16 protein-coding genes are annotated in these 14,426 nt (G+C 29.0%); 14 read left to right on the top strand and 2 right to left on the bottom strand.

Translation table 11 applies throughout. The annotated features are described in order from the left end of the window. Positions 1-27: 27 nt before the first annotated feature. From PBN93_RS15390 to PBN93_RS15365, 6 genes are all read left to right on the top strand, one after another. Positions 28-1,242, top strand: a complete 1,215-nt coding sequence (locus tag PBN93_RS15390) for a DUF4272 domain-containing protein (protein ID WP_271081045.1) — start codon at positions 28-30, stop codon at positions 1,240-1,242. 118 nt (positions 1,243-1,360) lie between these two features. Beyond that, a complete protein-coding gene (locus PBN93_RS15385) occupies positions 1,361-1,981 on the top strand; it encodes a hypothetical protein (RefSeq protein ID WP_271081044.1) in 621 nt (206 codons plus the stop codon). Positions 1,982-2,021: 40 nt separating this feature from the next. Continuing rightward, positions 2,022-2,510, top strand: coding sequence for an AAA family ATPase (locus tag PBN93_RS15380; protein WP_271081043.1), 489 nt, complete (start codon positions 2,022-2,024; stop codon positions 2,508-2,510). Positions 2,511-2,533: 23 nt separating this feature from the next. Beyond that, positions 2,534-2,917 (top strand): hypothetical protein, encoded by a 384-nt coding sequence (locus PBN93_RS15375; protein ID WP_083653608.1) that lies wholly within the window; start codon positions 2,534-2,536, stop codon positions 2,915-2,917. Positions 2,918-2,938: 21 nt separating this feature from the next. Further along, entirely contained in the window at positions 2,939-3,622 is a 684-nt protein-coding gene (locus PBN93_RS15370; protein WP_271081042.1) for a hypothetical protein, read from the top strand. A gap of 125 nt (positions 3,623-3,747) precedes the next feature. Next, positions 3,748-4,353 carry a DUF3592 domain-containing protein gene (locus PBN93_RS15365; protein ID WP_271081041.1) on the top strand — a complete coding sequence of 202 codons (606 nt, stop codon included), beginning with the start codon at positions 3,748-3,750 and terminating at the stop codon, positions 4,351-4,353. Here the strand turns inward: PBN93_RS15365 and PBN93_RS15360 are convergent. Next, positions 4,350-5,159 carry a hypothetical protein gene (locus PBN93_RS15360; protein ID WP_271081040.1) on the bottom strand — a complete coding sequence of 270 codons (810 nt, stop codon included), beginning with the start codon at positions 5,157-5,159 and terminating at the stop codon, positions 4,350-4,352. The genes PBN93_RS15365 and PBN93_RS15360 overlap by 4 nt on opposite strands. Before the next feature lie 46 nt (positions 5,160-5,205). Continuing rightward, positions 5,206-5,658, bottom strand: a complete 453-nt coding sequence (locus tag PBN93_RS15355) for a hypothetical protein (RefSeq protein ID WP_271081039.1) — start codon at positions 5,656-5,658, stop codon at positions 5,206-5,208. 164 nt (positions 5,659-5,822) lie between these two features. Here PBN93_RS15355 and PBN93_RS15350 point away from each other — a divergent pair, with 164 nt between their 5' ends. The 8 genes from PBN93_RS15350 (at position 5,823) to PBN93_RS15315 (ending at position 14,425) form a co-directional block, all read left to right on the top strand. Continuing rightward, the gene (locus PBN93_RS15350) at positions 5,823-7,667 is read left to right on the top strand and encodes a tetratricopeptide repeat-containing sensor histidine kinase (protein ID WP_271081038.1); all 1,845 of its coding nucleotides are present in this window, start codon (positions 5,823-5,825) and stop codon (positions 7,665-7,667) included. Then, positions 7,664-8,398 (top strand): LytR/AlgR family response regulator transcription factor, encoded by a 735-nt coding sequence (locus tag PBN93_RS15345; RefSeq protein WP_271081037.1) that lies wholly within the window; start codon positions 7,664-7,666, stop codon positions 8,396-8,398. Before PBN93_RS15350 ends, PBN93_RS15345 begins: the two co-directional genes overlap by 4 nt. A 110-nt stretch (positions 8,399-8,508) precedes the next feature. Then, positions 8,509-8,919: a hypothetical protein gene (locus PBN93_RS15340; RefSeq protein WP_077399939.1), complete on the top strand. Its 411-nt coding sequence runs from the start codon at positions 8,509-8,511 to the stop codon at positions 8,917-8,919. 117 nt (positions 8,920-9,036) lie between these two features. After that, positions 9,037-9,603 carry a hypothetical protein gene (locus PBN93_RS15335; RefSeq protein ID WP_077399936.1) on the top strand — a complete coding sequence of 189 codons (567 nt, stop codon included), beginning with the start codon at positions 9,037-9,039 and terminating at the stop codon, positions 9,601-9,603. Positions 9,604-9,621: 18 nt separating this feature from the next. Further along, positions 9,622-10,332 carry a DUF6882 domain-containing protein gene (locus tag PBN93_RS15330; RefSeq protein ID WP_077399933.1) on the top strand — a complete coding sequence of 237 codons (711 nt, stop codon included), beginning with the start codon at positions 9,622-9,624 and terminating at the stop codon, positions 10,330-10,332. Between the two features lie 193 nt (positions 10,333-10,525). After that, entirely contained in the window at positions 10,526-13,282 is a 2,757-nt protein-coding gene (locus PBN93_RS15325) for a T9SS type B sorting domain-containing protein (RefSeq protein ID WP_271081036.1), read from the top strand. Positions 13,283-13,301: 19 nt separating this feature from the next. Then, entirely contained in the window at positions 13,302-13,790 is a 489-nt protein-coding gene (locus PBN93_RS15320) for a MepB family protein (RefSeq protein ID WP_271081035.1), read from the top strand. Between the two features lie 143 nt (positions 13,791-13,933). Beyond that, positions 13,934-14,425 (top strand): hypothetical protein, encoded by a 492-nt coding sequence (locus PBN93_RS15315; protein ID WP_271081034.1) that lies wholly within the window; start codon positions 13,934-13,936, stop codon positions 14,423-14,425. The last annotated feature ends 1 nt before the right edge of the window (position 14,426 follow it).

Here is a 14,426-nt window from a genome sequence, read left to right as displayed (position 1 = left end):
ATCAATCTTATAAATTAAAATATACATATGATATGTACCGTATACACACATAATATTGGTGTAGATAAAATTGTAGAAGTGTTAAAAAAAAGCATTTCTGAGGTAAGTGTAAATACCAGAGGAAACTCTAGTGAAATAGTAGCAGAAACCAAAGGTGGGTTATTTAGTAGAGCCAGTAAATTACTTATTAATTATAGAGAACGGTTACAGCCAGATTATCAAATTCATACAACAGAAGATTGCCCTTTAAACGAGAACTTAAAAGGTTTGTATGGCTATATAAATTCTTTACCTACTAATAACGATAAAGTAAAAGGCTTGTTTTTAGCCAAAGTACAAACCTTAAATGCAGAGTTTTCTATTCAGCAAGAGGGTAACATTAAAAATTTAAAAGAAGTAATTTTAGAGTTAGCACAAGAGTTAGACGCTGTGCTTTTTGTACAGCCAGATGCACCAATATCTAAATCTAATGGTCAGCATTTTTTAGATAAAAATTTAGATTTAATTATAGATGGTAAAGGTAATTGTGAAATAGAAGATCTGGTAGTGAATATAGACACTAAGTATTATGACAAACCAATGCATAATATTACAGAAGATCAAAAATTAAGAAAAGAGCAAAATGATACTTTTATAGCATCAAAAAATATAAAAGTAAATAAAAACTTGCCATTTGTAGAGAGTGAAGAAAGTGTAAAAATTCGTTCAGCAAAAGAAATAGCAGAGCGTGTAACTATACTAGCTGTTACTAATTTTGTTGCATTTAATTCTATGTCGGGTTCAGATGCATTAGAGTATATAAGTAAATATAATTTAACTGATTTAGTAACACCAAAAGAATTAGATTTTTTACAAAACCCTACCGAAGACAAAAAAAGTCAAGAAACTTGGAAATGCGAGTGTATTTGGGTGCTTTTTTGGGCATTAGACAAGACAACAGAAATAGGTTTTCCTAACGCATTGGCTGACTTAAATAATATACCAACAGAGCAATATCCCGTAGGTAAAGATAAAGATCCTTGGAATTTTATAAACGCACAAACTAGTGTAAAAAGTACAGCAGAAATATTAAATGCAAACGACTTATATTACCGTTTAGATTGGGCTTGTGTAGACGCAAGAATTAATGGTTTACAAATAGAAGAAGTTCACCCAGGCGTAGTTTACGAGCGTCATTACGCACTAAACTGGCTTATAAATTACAACAATGCCCAGTGGGATAATGTTACCTGTGATACCTAAAATGGTATAATATACTTCAAATACAAAACTAGACACTACGTATATAAAAGCATTTTTTAATTCATCAATATTTACCATATTTTCAATATATAGTTCAATAATAAAATATAGAATAGATATGAACGAAAATGCAAGTGGAAGTGAAAAATCACAAGAAGAAATAGAAAAATTAGCGCAACAGGCAGAAAGTGGAGCTCATAAAATTTACCCAATACTTAAACCAGGAGATTGGGTAGGTATTAAAGCAGGCGCTGTAAAGTCTAATTTTATAGGTACAGATGATGATTTAAAAGTGGTTATTGGTTTTGGTTATGATACTCCAAATGATTTTATATTTTTAACTCACAAACATTTAGAAAAACTAGATCCTGATGCTGTATTAAAAGAAGCATTTAAAAATTTAGAAGAATTTGAAACTGAATTTACAGCGTTAGAAAAATTAGATAATAAAGTTTTAACTTCTAGCGGTTTAGACTTTTGTAGTGAGCGTATACTATCATCTAAACATATGCGCAAAGCACATGAAATGCTAGATGCTGAAGAAATTTTAGTAAGTATTCCTAGGCGTACCTGTATGATGGCTGTATCTAGACACGCAGATGCTACGCTATTAGGCACTTTTGTAAATCTACACGTAGCTACTTGGGAAGATGATAGTTATGGAAATGCACCAATATCAAATTTACTTTTTGTGCTTAAAGAAGGGCAAATTGTTGGTACAATTCCTATAGATAAGTAATTATTTACGTTCTTTATTTTGTAAAATAAAGTATAAAGTTATGATACATTTAATTGTTGGTAATACTGGATCTGGTAAAACTACTTATGCAACTAAATTAAAAAAAGAAACAAACGGGGTTGTATTTTCTATAGATAAATGGAACAACACATTGTTTCTTGCAGATAAAAAGACAGAAGATGGTTTAGAGTGGTTTTTAGAACGCATAAATAGGGCAGAGGATATTATTTTAAATGTAGTGCAGCAACTGCAGGAGTCTAATGTTGCTGCAATTTTAGATTTAGGACTCTCTAAATATAGTCATAGGGAGAAATTTAGAAAATTTGCAGAAGAAAATGGATTTAAAGTAAAAACTCATTTTTTAGATATTTCTAAAGAAACTAGGTTTAAAAGAGTAATGCAAAGAAACACACAAAAAGGAGATACGTATGAGTTTGAAGTGAGTAAAGAAAACTTTGACTTTATGGAAACTTGGTTTGAGAACCCAAGCAATGATGAAATGAAAAACGGAATTGTTATTAAAGAATAACGGTTAAACTATAAAAACAAAAAATGAGTACATTACAGTTAAAAGAAAATATAAATTCAAAAGTACAAAACCTAATGATTGATACTTTTGAGATTGTTGGGGCAAACAAAGGAAACTTATCTATTACAGACTTATTAAAAGGAGAACCAACATTAGAAAATGTTTTTTTTATGGTAAAAGATACCGGTTTTTATGAGGAAACTGATACTATGAGCCTTTTAAAGGCTTTAAATATAGAGTTTTCAGAAAACAACGGAACTAAAGAAGATGAATTGCATAAAGCTTGGTCTACAATGGTTGCAACTATGAACAAAGCAACATCTCAAGAAGACTTTAATGCAAAATTTGCCCTATTTGTTCCATTAGTATTAAAAAAAATGAACGAGTTTAAGGCACAAGCAAACTAGTTTATTTAGTAAATATAAGGTATGAACAACTTGCTTTATGAGGTTAAATATGCTGTAGAAACATATTTTAAATTTTTGCAAGACAATTACAATTTTACTTCTTTTGAGCAAGTTCCCTTGGCGTATGAATATCATTTTAAAGCCAAGGATAATGCTAATAATTTTATAAATATTCATATAGAGTTAATAGCCTCTACACCAATTTGGGTAAACTTTAATGGTGTTTATATTGAAGATATAATATCTAGTGATATAGTAAATGCATACAACCAAGAGCTACACAATTTGTATGATAAAAACTTTAAAAAGTATTTAAAAACTAAAGATGTTGCTTATATAAGTGCCAATGTAGATAATTACAATTTATATGGTAAAAGTATAAATGAAAAACGACTACAGTGTATAGCAAAAATTATTAATAAAGATTTTTATGCCCTAGTTGAGGCTAGTAATAAAGTAAAGCAACTTAAAAAACGTAAAGATAAAGAGGCCAATAAGCATATACATTCTAATACGCTTAACGAGTTTGTTTTACTATCCAAATCACAAAAATTTAAACAAAATTTTAAGTATAATAAAACACTATCTATAGATACTGAAAAGTGCCAAATAGAAGTGGTAAGTTATACTGAATTAGAAGGTGTAATAAAAAAAATATTAAAAAGTAGGATAAACTTACAAATACGATGGTTTTTTGTTAATTAACTGTGTAAAATTCATTTAAATGGCTTTTTTGATAAATATTTAATATGAAAACACTTTTTTTTATGATATATTTTACATATATTAAGTAACAAATTTATTATCTACTATAACTTTTTGAGCTTAATATGGCTATAATTGCAAGTACAATTTTTTTGGTAATTGGGTTGCTGTTAATTTTAGGTTTTCTGTACATCTTATTTAGGAACGGAAGAATTAAAAGAAACGGAATATTAACTAATGCTAAAGTTATATCTATATCTTTTGAGAAGGGTTCAGAGAATGAAGAAGGATTCTCTGGCATAATAAAGGTTCCTGTTTATAGTTTTGAGTATTTTAAAAACGAAAAAATAAAAAGTTGTAGAATTAAAGGAAGAAGCAATTCTAAAGTAAAAATAGGAGATACTACACCTGTTTATTATCACCCTAAAAACCCATCTAAAGATTACTTTTTACCCAAAAAAGATTTTTTTGTTAAGTATGTGTATTTACTTATTGGATTTATATTTTTTAGTATAGGAATTTCTAAAGGGTATGATTTTTATAGTAATTATTTTAATGTATTAAAAATACCAGATGTTACTAAAGAATACTTTTTAAAAGTTATTCTATTGGTATTTATAGGCTTTGTTTTATGGTCTTTGCTTATTAATATTGTCAATACATTTATCTACAATAAAAAAAATAAAGGCATTAAAATTAATTCGCAAAAATTTTATAAAAAAGCAGTTTAGCTCCAATCAGTTTTTTGGTATTCATCTATCCATTCTTTTGGGTAAGTAGCATATAAATCTTTTAAAAGTTTTTTGTTAGCATCTGTTTTTTTAAAGTCCATATAAAAGCTACCTAAAAACCAAACATCTGTATTTTTTAAATTTGTTTTATGCAAGTTGTATAATACTTCCTTAGCACTATCACTAGTATCTAATAGCAGTAAAACTAAAGATCCAGCTGTTAAAAAACTACTCTTAAAATAATAATGAAGTCCTTTTTTTATACGGTTAACCAATGCTTTGTTATTTAAAAAAGGGGCAAACTTAGCGTGTTTTTTTCTAAGATTAGGAAATGTGGTATAGCTATTACAGAGTTTTGTAAATTGTAAAAAATTTGCATAGTCATTATATAAAATATCGTAAACAGAGTCAGAGTTTTCATTGTTTTTTATACCAAATAATAAATACAGTATATCTGCGTCTAAAAACGTATTATCTAAATCATTGTCATCTATATTGTGTGCTAAAGCTTTTAAAAATAAAGGGTAATGTTTCTCTAAAGGCTTGTATATGTTGCCTAGTTTAAGTTGGTAATAAAATGCCAAATAAATATCTTCATCATCAATTTTAGACATTTTAGTACTCATTACTCTGCTTATTTCATAATGGTATGAAGGGTAAAATTGTCCTTGAAAATTATTTTCATACGCCTCTTTTTCACTCGCAATAAAATGTTTTATAATTCCAACATTGTCTTTTTTAATTGCTGCTGCAAAATTTAAATTACCGTATAATTCATTTTGCTTTTGTAATAAACTATTGCTCATTTATTCTATTTTAATAACTAGTTACACATATTGTTTAATTGTATTTTTAAACATAATCTACAAGTGTACCCTTAGCTGCTTTGTTTGCTAATCTTTTTGCTTTAGTTTCTTGTGTGTCAAAAGGTGCAATATTAGAAAGTGAAACTCCAAGATCTTTTTCTATATTTTCTTTAGAAACTTCTAACGCTTTTTTTACAAATAATGGATACATGTCTTTATAAAACCAATCTTGTAAGTTGTCATAAAATTTATTGTCAAAATCATAAAAAGTATTTTTAGTGCTTATTTCATACTTTTTATCATTTAAAATAAAAAAATAGTTTAAGTTAATTATAATGCTAGTGTTAGCACCTTCTTTATCGTCTGGCCAATCATAAATTAAAAACATAGCATCATCTATACTAATTTTTGGTGCAATTTTTTTAGTAATCTCTTTTTTGTGTGTTATTTCAAAACCACCACCTTTTGTTATGTTATCAACAGTTTCTGTATAGTCCATATTCACTTTTTTATAAAGCCAAAATAACATTCATTTTTATAAAGTTATAGATGCTTTTTATAACCGACGCTAACGGTTTTATATTTGCCATTTAGTTGTTAAAAAAATTTCTGTTTCACCTTAAAAATGTTAGTTTCGTTTGTTAAAGAATAGTACTTGCTTACATGAAATATTGCTTTTTTGTTAATAGATTGGTTTATAGTGTTTTATTGCTTATTTTATTTAGTTGTACCAACACAAAAAACAACCAAATAGATTTTGATGAAACTCTTAAAATTACAGACAGTCTCTCACAGTTTAATTATGAAAAATCTATTAATATTTTAGATAGCTTACAAAGCAACCTAAAAGGACTTACACCACAGCAAAACGCTTTAATTTTATTTAAAAAAGGAGAAATTTATTATGTAAACGATTTGTTTTTAGAGGCTATTAATACACATAAAAAAGCAAAAGATTTATTTATAAATTTAAATGATAACTACAATACAACCAGAAGTTTAATAACGTTAAGTGCCGCAAATTTACGTTTTAATAATTTAGAAAAAGCACAAGAATTTGCTTTAGAAGCATTAAAAAATGCTAGTGTATTAAAAGACAAAAGGCTACTTGCTAAGGCAAATAATTTGCTGTTTCAGTTACACTTTACATTAAAAGATTACCCTAAGGCTTTAGAGTATATAAAAAAGGCCGATAATATTTTTACAAACCAAAACGATACCACATCTGTAATTGCTATAAAGTCTAATATTGCTGGTATTTATTTAAAACAAAAAGAGTATAACAAAGCTTTACTAGCTTACCAGGAGGCTTTAGAACTTGGTAAAAATATAAAATCTCCGCAAACTATTGTAAAAATTTTAAATAACATAGGCTATACGTATATAGAAACAGAACAATATGCTTCTGCAGCAAAATTTTTACAAGCGGCTATACAAGTAAATAAAAATATTAGCGTAATTAATGGAGCTCCGTATAAAGGACTTGGTTTTACCTATTTTTTAAATAACGATTTTGTTACAGCTAAAGCATATTATAAAAAGGCAATAGAAATTTTTGAACAGAATAAAGATACGCCTCAACAAATACAAATTTTAGATAAACTTATAACTATTGCAATACGTACTAATAAGCCAGAGGAAGCTTTGGCGTATCAAGAAAAAAGAGATGCTTTACAAATAAAACAGCATACTAAAGAAACAGAACGTTTATTACATTTTTCTACAGTAAAATATAAGGCTAAAGAAAAAGAAGCAGAGCTTTTATTTTTAAAACAAATTACCGCAAAAAACAGGATGCTTTATGGGAGTTTAGTTGCTGCTTTGTTATTACTTTTGGTGCTACTGGGTGCTTATTTATACATTACCAAGCTTAAAGCGGCCAATAAGGCATCAGAACTAGAGCAAAGCTTGTTAAGAATGCAAATGAATCCACATTTTATTTTTAATACACTAGCTGCAATACAAAATATTACTTTAGAAAAAGATCCAATAAAATCATCAAACTATATAGCAAAGTTTGCCAAACTTATACGCCAGAATTTTGATTATGTGCGTAAGGAAGAAATTAGTTTGGAACGAGAAATTAATATGATATCTAACTATATTGAAACACAACAATTACGTTTTGATTATGCTTTTACGTACGTTTTAAATGTAGCTAAAGATTGTGATGTTAAAAGCCTAAAAGTACCACCAATGTTATTACAACCCTTTTTAGAGAATGCAATTGAGTACGGATTAAAAGAGAAGAAAAAAGGTGGTGTTTTAGAGTTACACATAGCAAAAGAGCAGAATAAACTTTGTTTTGTGATAAAAGACAATGGCGTGGGAAGATCACATCAATCTAAAACAAAAAAAAGTAAAGAAGTACACGCTACAGATGTTTTTAAAGAACGATTAAAATTGCGCAAAAAATCTGAAGAAAAAAGTTTTACTATTGAAGATTTATATGGTGAAGATAACCAAGCAGTAGGAACTAAAATTACATTTAAAATTAATATTGCATGATACAAGTTGTTATAATAGAGGACGAGTTTAATGCCCAAAACACCTTGTCTAAATTACTAAAGTACACACAAAAAGATATAGAAATTATTGCAAAAATAGATTCTGTTGAGACAGCTATACAATTTTTAAAAACGCATACACCAGATTTAGTTTTTATGGACATAGAACTAATTGGTGGCAACGCATTTTCTATACTAGATGCTTTAAAAAGTATTTCTTTTAAAATAATTTTTACAACTGCTTATGATGATTTTGCCATACAAGCAATACGTGTAGATGCTGTAGATTATTTGTTAAAACCTATAGATTCTGACGAGCTTACAGCTTGTATAGATAGGTTTAGAGTTACTCATAAACGGAATAAGAGACTTAAAACCTTAGAGAAAAAAGTTGAAGATTTTGAGGCCAAAGAAGAGCAAAAAAACTTACTTATTAAAACAACTCAAGAGCAGCATATTTTGCCTTTAAATGATATAATTAGGTGTCAGTCAGACGGTAGTTACACCATTTTTTATACCGCAGATAAAAAAATAATGAGTGCACGTAATTTAAAATATTATGAGAACATTTTAAGCGATCAAATTTTTGTTAGAGTACACCAATCTCATCTTGTAAATATAAATTATATAGAGTCTATTATATTAAATAATATTTTACTTAAAGACGGAGAAAAAATACCCTTAGCATCTCGTAAAAAAAGTTACTTAAAACAGTTTTTAGCTAATTTATAAACGGATTTAAAACAAAAAACAACGTTTGTAAAACCGTTTACAACATAGGTGTGTTTTAGTGCTATTTTAGAATCTTATATTATTAAAATAAACATTAAAAACATACTATTATGGGACTTAAAGAAAAGAAAATTACAAAAGCATTTCAAGACGAAAAATTTCCTGCGTTAAAAGAACAAATTGTTGCTGCAGCTGGCTTTGATGTACCTTTAGAAATAGAATGGGAAACATTGTTTGAAGACCGTTTTACGCACTTGTATATGGATACATATTCTCAAATTTATTTTGAGCCATTAGTGCAAGCTTTTACCGCAATTACTGCAGATGATATGGGTAAAGAAGCGTTACAAGAAGGACTTAAAAAAGTTGTAATTGTAAACAGAGATAATCACCACAATCCAGAAAGAGCCTATACTTTTACAGATGGTACTTTAGAAGTAAACCATTGCCCAGTAAGTAATGCTCCAGATGTTAATAGCAGAGTAAAAGTGCTTACAAACTTATTAGAGAATAATTTGTAAAACACAAGTTATATGCAAACTATACTAAGAGATTTAACAGAAGAGGAATTAAGTACTTTAGAGTTAGACTTAGATCTAGCATATTCTATTTGTAAAAAATAAGAACAATTATTTTAAATGATTGAAGAAGGTGAAAGCGCAGACCAATTATCAGAAATAAAGAAAGAAACTTATACTGGTTTGCTATTATTTTATAGAGATTGTGACTTGCGTAATGAGTTGCTTTTAAATTATAAAAAAAATCAAATATTAAAAGAAAACGGATTTACAGATGTATCTGTTTTTTCCGAAGGCTTATCTAAAAACGTACGTTTTACCATAGCAACAAACAAGGCTATTAATATGGCTAAAATAAACCCAGATGTTGCAAAGTTTGGCTTTTTTGTTTTAAGAGCTCCTGCGTATTATAAAGTGTTAGACATTTATAAAGAAGAGAATAAAACACATATTATTTTACTACATTTAAATATGGAGTATATACCTTTTTATAAATACAATACCACAGCTATAGATGAACAAATTATTAAGTTAGCAAAAGACAGGTTTAGTCGTAATGTAGTTAGTGAGTGTAATAAGTTTTTATATGAAGACGAGTGGTTGGAAAGAACAAAGGATCCAATAGGTATGACCAATGACGGAGAACTATTTTTACCTTTAATCCCAGAAAACAACAATAAAAAATAATACTATTAAATAAAAATAATGGAAAACGATAACACTTTAGATACTAGTAAATTTGTAAATGTAGAAAAGCTAAAACCGCAATCTTTTAATGATTTGGTAGATGCTAATGCTGGCCTATCTTTTGAAAAACAATTTGTTTTTGCAGATGTAATAGGAGACAATGGTTGGCAATTAGATATGGGTACCGCTACTATTGTTTTTGGAGATTTATCTTTTCCTATACAGGTTATAGGTTCATTATCGTTTAATGATAACTCCTGGATGTGGGGTTGGGCAAATAAACAAAGTGGAATTCCAGAGAGTTTGCTACTTCAATCTAATAAGTTAAAACAGTTTGGAGAAACCCATAGTATTAAAGAGTTAATAGAGCCTCATTTTAATGTAGAGGAAAATTTTGAACACAAAATGGGAATGGTAGCCTGTGGCTTGTTTAACTCTAAAAGCTATTATTGCGCTAATTACGGCCAAGGTACACTGGTAGTAACTATAGATGATACTAAAATACCAGCTATAGATAAAAATAAATTAGAGAAAGTGTTAACTATTTTTCCGCAGTTAATTAGTGCTATTGCTTTAGACCACAAACAAGCATTAAAAAACTACTTAATAGATCGTGATTTTAAACTTCAAATTTTAGACAATAAAATAGAAGGACTAAAAGATGGTAAAGTAATAACTGCTAAGTTTGATGATTTAGATAGGTTAGAATCTTTAAAGGGAAAGCTCTAAAATTTAGAATCCAACTAAACCAAATAAGTTAAAACCTGTAGCAGTAATGTTGCAGGTTTTTTAATTTAAACCTATTTAAATTCAGAAATTAGTTATTGTTAGTGTCTTTTAACAACTAACTATGTCTTTAAAAATGTAAAATTGTATTTTAGCTACACACTTTACCAATTAACTATAAATTATAAAATACCCTATGCGCTTCTTTTTATTTCTGTTTCTACTTTTAATTACAAATTTAATTTTTAGTCAGGTTACTCCTGCAGAAAAAGCAGCATTGTTGGCTTTTTACAATGCAACCGATGGACCAAATTGGTTTAGTGAAACCGATGCTGATCCTACAAACGATTGGGACTTTAGTGGTAATGTTACTAATGATTGGTTTGGACTTACAGTTTCAGGAGGAAATGTTGTTTCTATAAATATGAATCCTACAATAAACACTAATAATCCTAACAACTTAACTGGCATTATACCTCCAGAAATAGGTGATTTATCATCTTTAAGAACTTTAAGTTTATTTGCAGAAAATTTAACGGGTACAATTCCTTTAACTTTATATAATATTACATCGTTAATTACTCTAGACTTAGCAGGAAACAATCTATCAGGAACAATAGCTCCAGAAATACAACAACTCACTAATTTAGTCTCGCTCTATTTGCAAAGCAACAATTTTAGTGGAGAAATTCCGGTAGAACTTACTACTTTAAATCTATTACAGGTATTGGAAATTTACTCTAATAATTTTAGTGGAGAAGTACCTATTGAGATAACAAATATGATAAATTTAAGAGTTTTAACGTTATCCTACAATCAATTTACAGGTTATCTATATCCTGAATATGGTAATTTAATAAATTTAAACAAGTTTCATTTTGTAGGCAACTCAATATCTGGTATTATACCATCAGAATTTGGAAATTTAGTTAATTTAAGGTCGCTTTGGCTTGGTAATAATGATTTAAATGGAGAACTACCTACAAGTTTAGGAAATTTAGCTAATTTACAAGCACTAAATATATTTGGAACAGACATTTCTGGCCCTATACCAACAGAATTTGGAAATTTAATCAATCTTAATTCTTTAATGTTAACTAATAATAACCTATCAGGAGTAATACCAACTTCATTAGGGAATTTAGTTCAGATGAACAATTTTAATATTAGCGGTAATCAAATTTCAGGAGAATTACCTGCTAGTCTTGGAGCATGGAGTAATGTCCAAATTTTTCAGGCAGGATCTAACCAGCTTACAGGAAATATACCAGAAAGCTACCAGAATTTTACAAACCTAGCTACTTTACGTCTTGGAGGAAACCAATTGTCAGGAGAACTATCTCCGTTATTTTCTAGCTGGACATTAATTGAAATATTAGATATACAAAAAAATAATTTTTCGGGTGAAATTCCAGATAGTTACGGAAGTTTTATCAATTTATTTATAATAAACCTGGGAGATAACAATTTTAGTGGAGAATTACCTTCAACGTTAGTAAATTGGTCTAATATAAATTCTATTGATATTCGGAATAATGAATTTGAGGGAGATATTCCAGATTTTACATCTATTCTTACGGCAGTACCATCAGGTTCTAACGGAGAGTCTTTAGAAATTAACGGTAATAAGTTTCAATTTGGAGATTTTGAAGATGAGTTTACGCATTATGACCAGCAAATTGCTGGATTTTTCTATATACCACAAGCAAAAATTAACGATGCACAATCCTTAACAAGTTGTTCTGGCTCTACAATTACACTTTCTACGGTAGTTAGTGGCATGGCTAATGTTTATCAATGGTTTAAAAATGGCGTTGCTATTTCTGGTGCAACAGCTGCTAATTTGGTTTTAAATCCGTTAACAACAACAGATTCTGGTACATACACTTGTTTAATAACAAGTACAATTGTAACAGGTTTAACTTTAGAGCGTAATCCTATATCTTTAACAGTAAACCAAACAGGTCCCACAGCAAATAGCTTAAATGATATATTTTCTTGTGACTTAGATGCAGATGGTTTTACCAATTTTAGTTTAGATTTAGCAAGTATAGAATCTCAAGTTATTGGCTCACAAAGTGGTGTTACAGTCTCTTATTTAGATGTAAATGAAGCACCATTAACTTTAACTGATAATTATACAAATATAGTACCTAATAACCAGACTATAACCGTTAGGGTAACAGATATGGGTGGTTGTTATACAGATACCACTTTTAATCTCACAACTACACAGCCAATGGTTGCAGATAATACTAATGATGTTTTAGCATGTGGTAGTTATACTTTACCACAATTAAGTGTTGGTAATAATTACTATACAGCAACAAACGCTAGCGGTACGCAATTGCAAGCGGGCGATATACTTACAACTACACAAACTATTTATATCTATGCAGGTACAGGACCTTGCGCAGATGAAACCAATTTTGAAATTACAATAGAACCTGAGTTGTTAGTAGACGAGCTAGAGAACGTTACAGAATGTGGTGTTTATATATTACCAAGTATTAGTAATGGCAATTATTTTACAGAAACTAATGGTCAAGGTTTACGGTTAAGCGCAGGAGATAGCATCATAGAGACACAAACAGTTTATATTTTTAATGAGCGTGGTTCTTGCTCAAAAGAAACAAGCTTTGAGGTGAGTATAGATTTGTTGGCTTGCGAGGATTCTGAAGAAGCTATAAAATCTAAATTTCCTAATTTTTTTACACCAAATTTTGATGGTATAAATGATTTCTGGAAAGTAGATCAACAATTTTTTACATTAGAAGGAACTGTTACAATTTATAACCGTTATGGTAAACTTATAAAACAATTAGATGCAGAAACTGGTAGCTGGGATGGAACTTTTAATGGTAAAAAATTACCATCTGCAGACTATTGGTATAAATTTATGAGCTTAGATGGTAGCATAATTTTTACGGGCCATTTTACCTTAAAAAGATAATTTACACGTTTTTAAAATAATGAACCAACAACTAAGCATTATAAAAACTAAAATTTACGATAAATGTAAACTATGCATTAGCAATTTTATACTAGAAGATGAAAGTGAGGATTATGATGCTTGTAGGTTTTTGTTAAACGAATGCGTTATAATTAGCAGAAATTCTAAAATAACCCCAAAAAAGGTAGGTCAGTTTGTTACTTTTTGGAAACGAAGTAGTACAGGACCAATAGAGCCGTTTAATTATACAGATAACATAGATTTTTTTATTGTAAACGTAACTTATAAAGATAAGTTTGGGCAATTTGTTTTCCCCAAGTCTATTTTACTAAAAAAAGGGATACTATCTACAGATAAAAAAGAAGGGAAAAGAGCTTTTAGGGTTTACCCAAGTTGGGATATGCCAAGCAGTAAGCAGGCACTTAAAACCCAACAATGGCAGTTAAAATATTTTTATATTATTAATGATAAAACCAATTTAGAGGAGGTTAATGCTCTTTATAGTTAGTTCCTATAAGTTAAATTAACACCCTGTAAAATGGGTGTTGTTTTCACTAGAAATAGGCTTATAATATTGCTATAATAGTTACATCTTTGGTGTGTATAATTACCGTTTGCTACAGAAGTGAAACAAAATTTTAAAAAGATAGTATGAGACTAAAACACACCTTACCCTTTATGGCTATAATTGGTTTAATTTTTGCTGCTTGCAATAACAAGCAATATGCTTCTAATTTACAAAGTGGTACTGCTAACAATGTAAGTAATGAGATTGGAACAAATACCAGAATAACTTTGTTAGAGGATACTATAATAAGCTTAAAAAAAGAAGTAGACTCTTTAACCACTTATAAAAAAGAAACGCTAAGTGGAAAATTAGTTTTTGGGGTAGAAGTTGCAACTTTTGAACCCTTTAATAGTGGTAATACTTATTGGATTAACGACAAAACAAAATCTGGCAGGTTAGAGAAGCTATACTATGCATTGGTAAATGGTAAAGAACCTAATACACCAGTAAATGCTACTATAGAGGTAGTAAAAAAAGGTAAAGAAAAATATGGATTTGCAGCTGATTATGACGGTACATTTGAGGTTTTAAATGTGCTAGAAATTAATCAAAAAGTTAGTAATGTTTGTTATTAAC

The organism is Cellulophaga omnivescoria, assembly GCF_027915275.1.
GTDB classification, from domain to species: Bacteria; Bacteroidota; Bacteroidia; order Flavobacteriales; family Flavobacteriaceae; genus Cellulophaga; species Cellulophaga omnivescoria.
This window is presented reverse-complemented; position numbering and strand designations above follow the sequence as displayed.

Excerpts from the sequence above, each read along its gene's own strand:
- PBN93_RS15390 (WP_271081045.1), top strand. The coding sequence starts at position 28 with ATGATATGTACCGTATACACACATAATATTGGTGTAGATAAAATTGTA.
- PBN93_RS15385 (WP_271081044.1), top strand. The coding sequence starts at position 1,361 with ATGAACGAAAATGCAAGTGGAAGTGAAAAATCACAAGAAGAAATAGAA.
- PBN93_RS15380 (WP_271081043.1), top strand. The coding sequence starts at position 2,022 with ATGATACATTTAATTGTTGGTAATACTGGATCTGGTAAAACTACTTAT.
- PBN93_RS15375 (WP_083653608.1), top strand. The coding sequence starts at position 2,534 with ATGAGTACATTACAGTTAAAAGAAAATATAAATTCAAAAGTACAAAAC.
- PBN93_RS15370 (WP_271081042.1), top strand. The coding sequence starts at position 2,939 with ATGAACAACTTGCTTTATGAGGTTAAATATGCTGTAGAAACATATTTT.
- PBN93_RS15365 (WP_271081041.1), top strand. The coding sequence starts at position 3,748 with ATGGCTATAATTGCAAGTACAATTTTTTTGGTAATTGGGTTGCTGTTA.
- PBN93_RS15360 (WP_271081040.1), bottom strand. The coding sequence starts at position 5,159 with ATGAGCAATAGTTTATTACAAAAGCAAAATGAATTATACGGTAATTTA.
- PBN93_RS15355 (WP_271081039.1), bottom strand. The coding sequence starts at position 5,658 with ATGGACTATACAGAAACTGTTGATAACATAACAAAAGGTGGTGGTTTT.
- PBN93_RS15350 (WP_271081038.1), top strand. The coding sequence starts at position 5,823 with ATGAAATATTGCTTTTTTGTTAATAGATTGGTTTATAGTGTTTTATTG.
- PBN93_RS15345 (WP_271081037.1), top strand. The coding sequence starts at position 7,664 with ATGATACAAGTTGTTATAATAGAGGACGAGTTTAATGCCCAAAACACC.
- PBN93_RS15340 (WP_077399939.1), top strand. The coding sequence starts at position 8,509 with ATGGGACTTAAAGAAAAGAAAATTACAAAAGCATTTCAAGACGAAAAA.
- PBN93_RS15335 (WP_077399936.1), top strand. The coding sequence starts at position 9,037 with ATGATTGAAGAAGGTGAAAGCGCAGACCAATTATCAGAAATAAAGAAA.
- PBN93_RS15330 (WP_077399933.1), top strand. The coding sequence starts at position 9,622 with ATGGAAAACGATAACACTTTAGATACTAGTAAATTTGTAAATGTAGAA.
- PBN93_RS15325 (WP_271081036.1), top strand. The coding sequence starts at position 10,526 with ATGCGCTTCTTTTTATTTCTGTTTCTACTTTTAATTACAAATTTAATT.
- PBN93_RS15320 (WP_271081035.1), top strand. The coding sequence starts at position 13,302 with ATGAACCAACAACTAAGCATTATAAAAACTAAAATTTACGATAAATGT.
- PBN93_RS15315 (WP_271081034.1), top strand. The coding sequence starts at position 13,934 with ATGAGACTAAAACACACCTTACCCTTTATGGCTATAATTGGTTTAATT.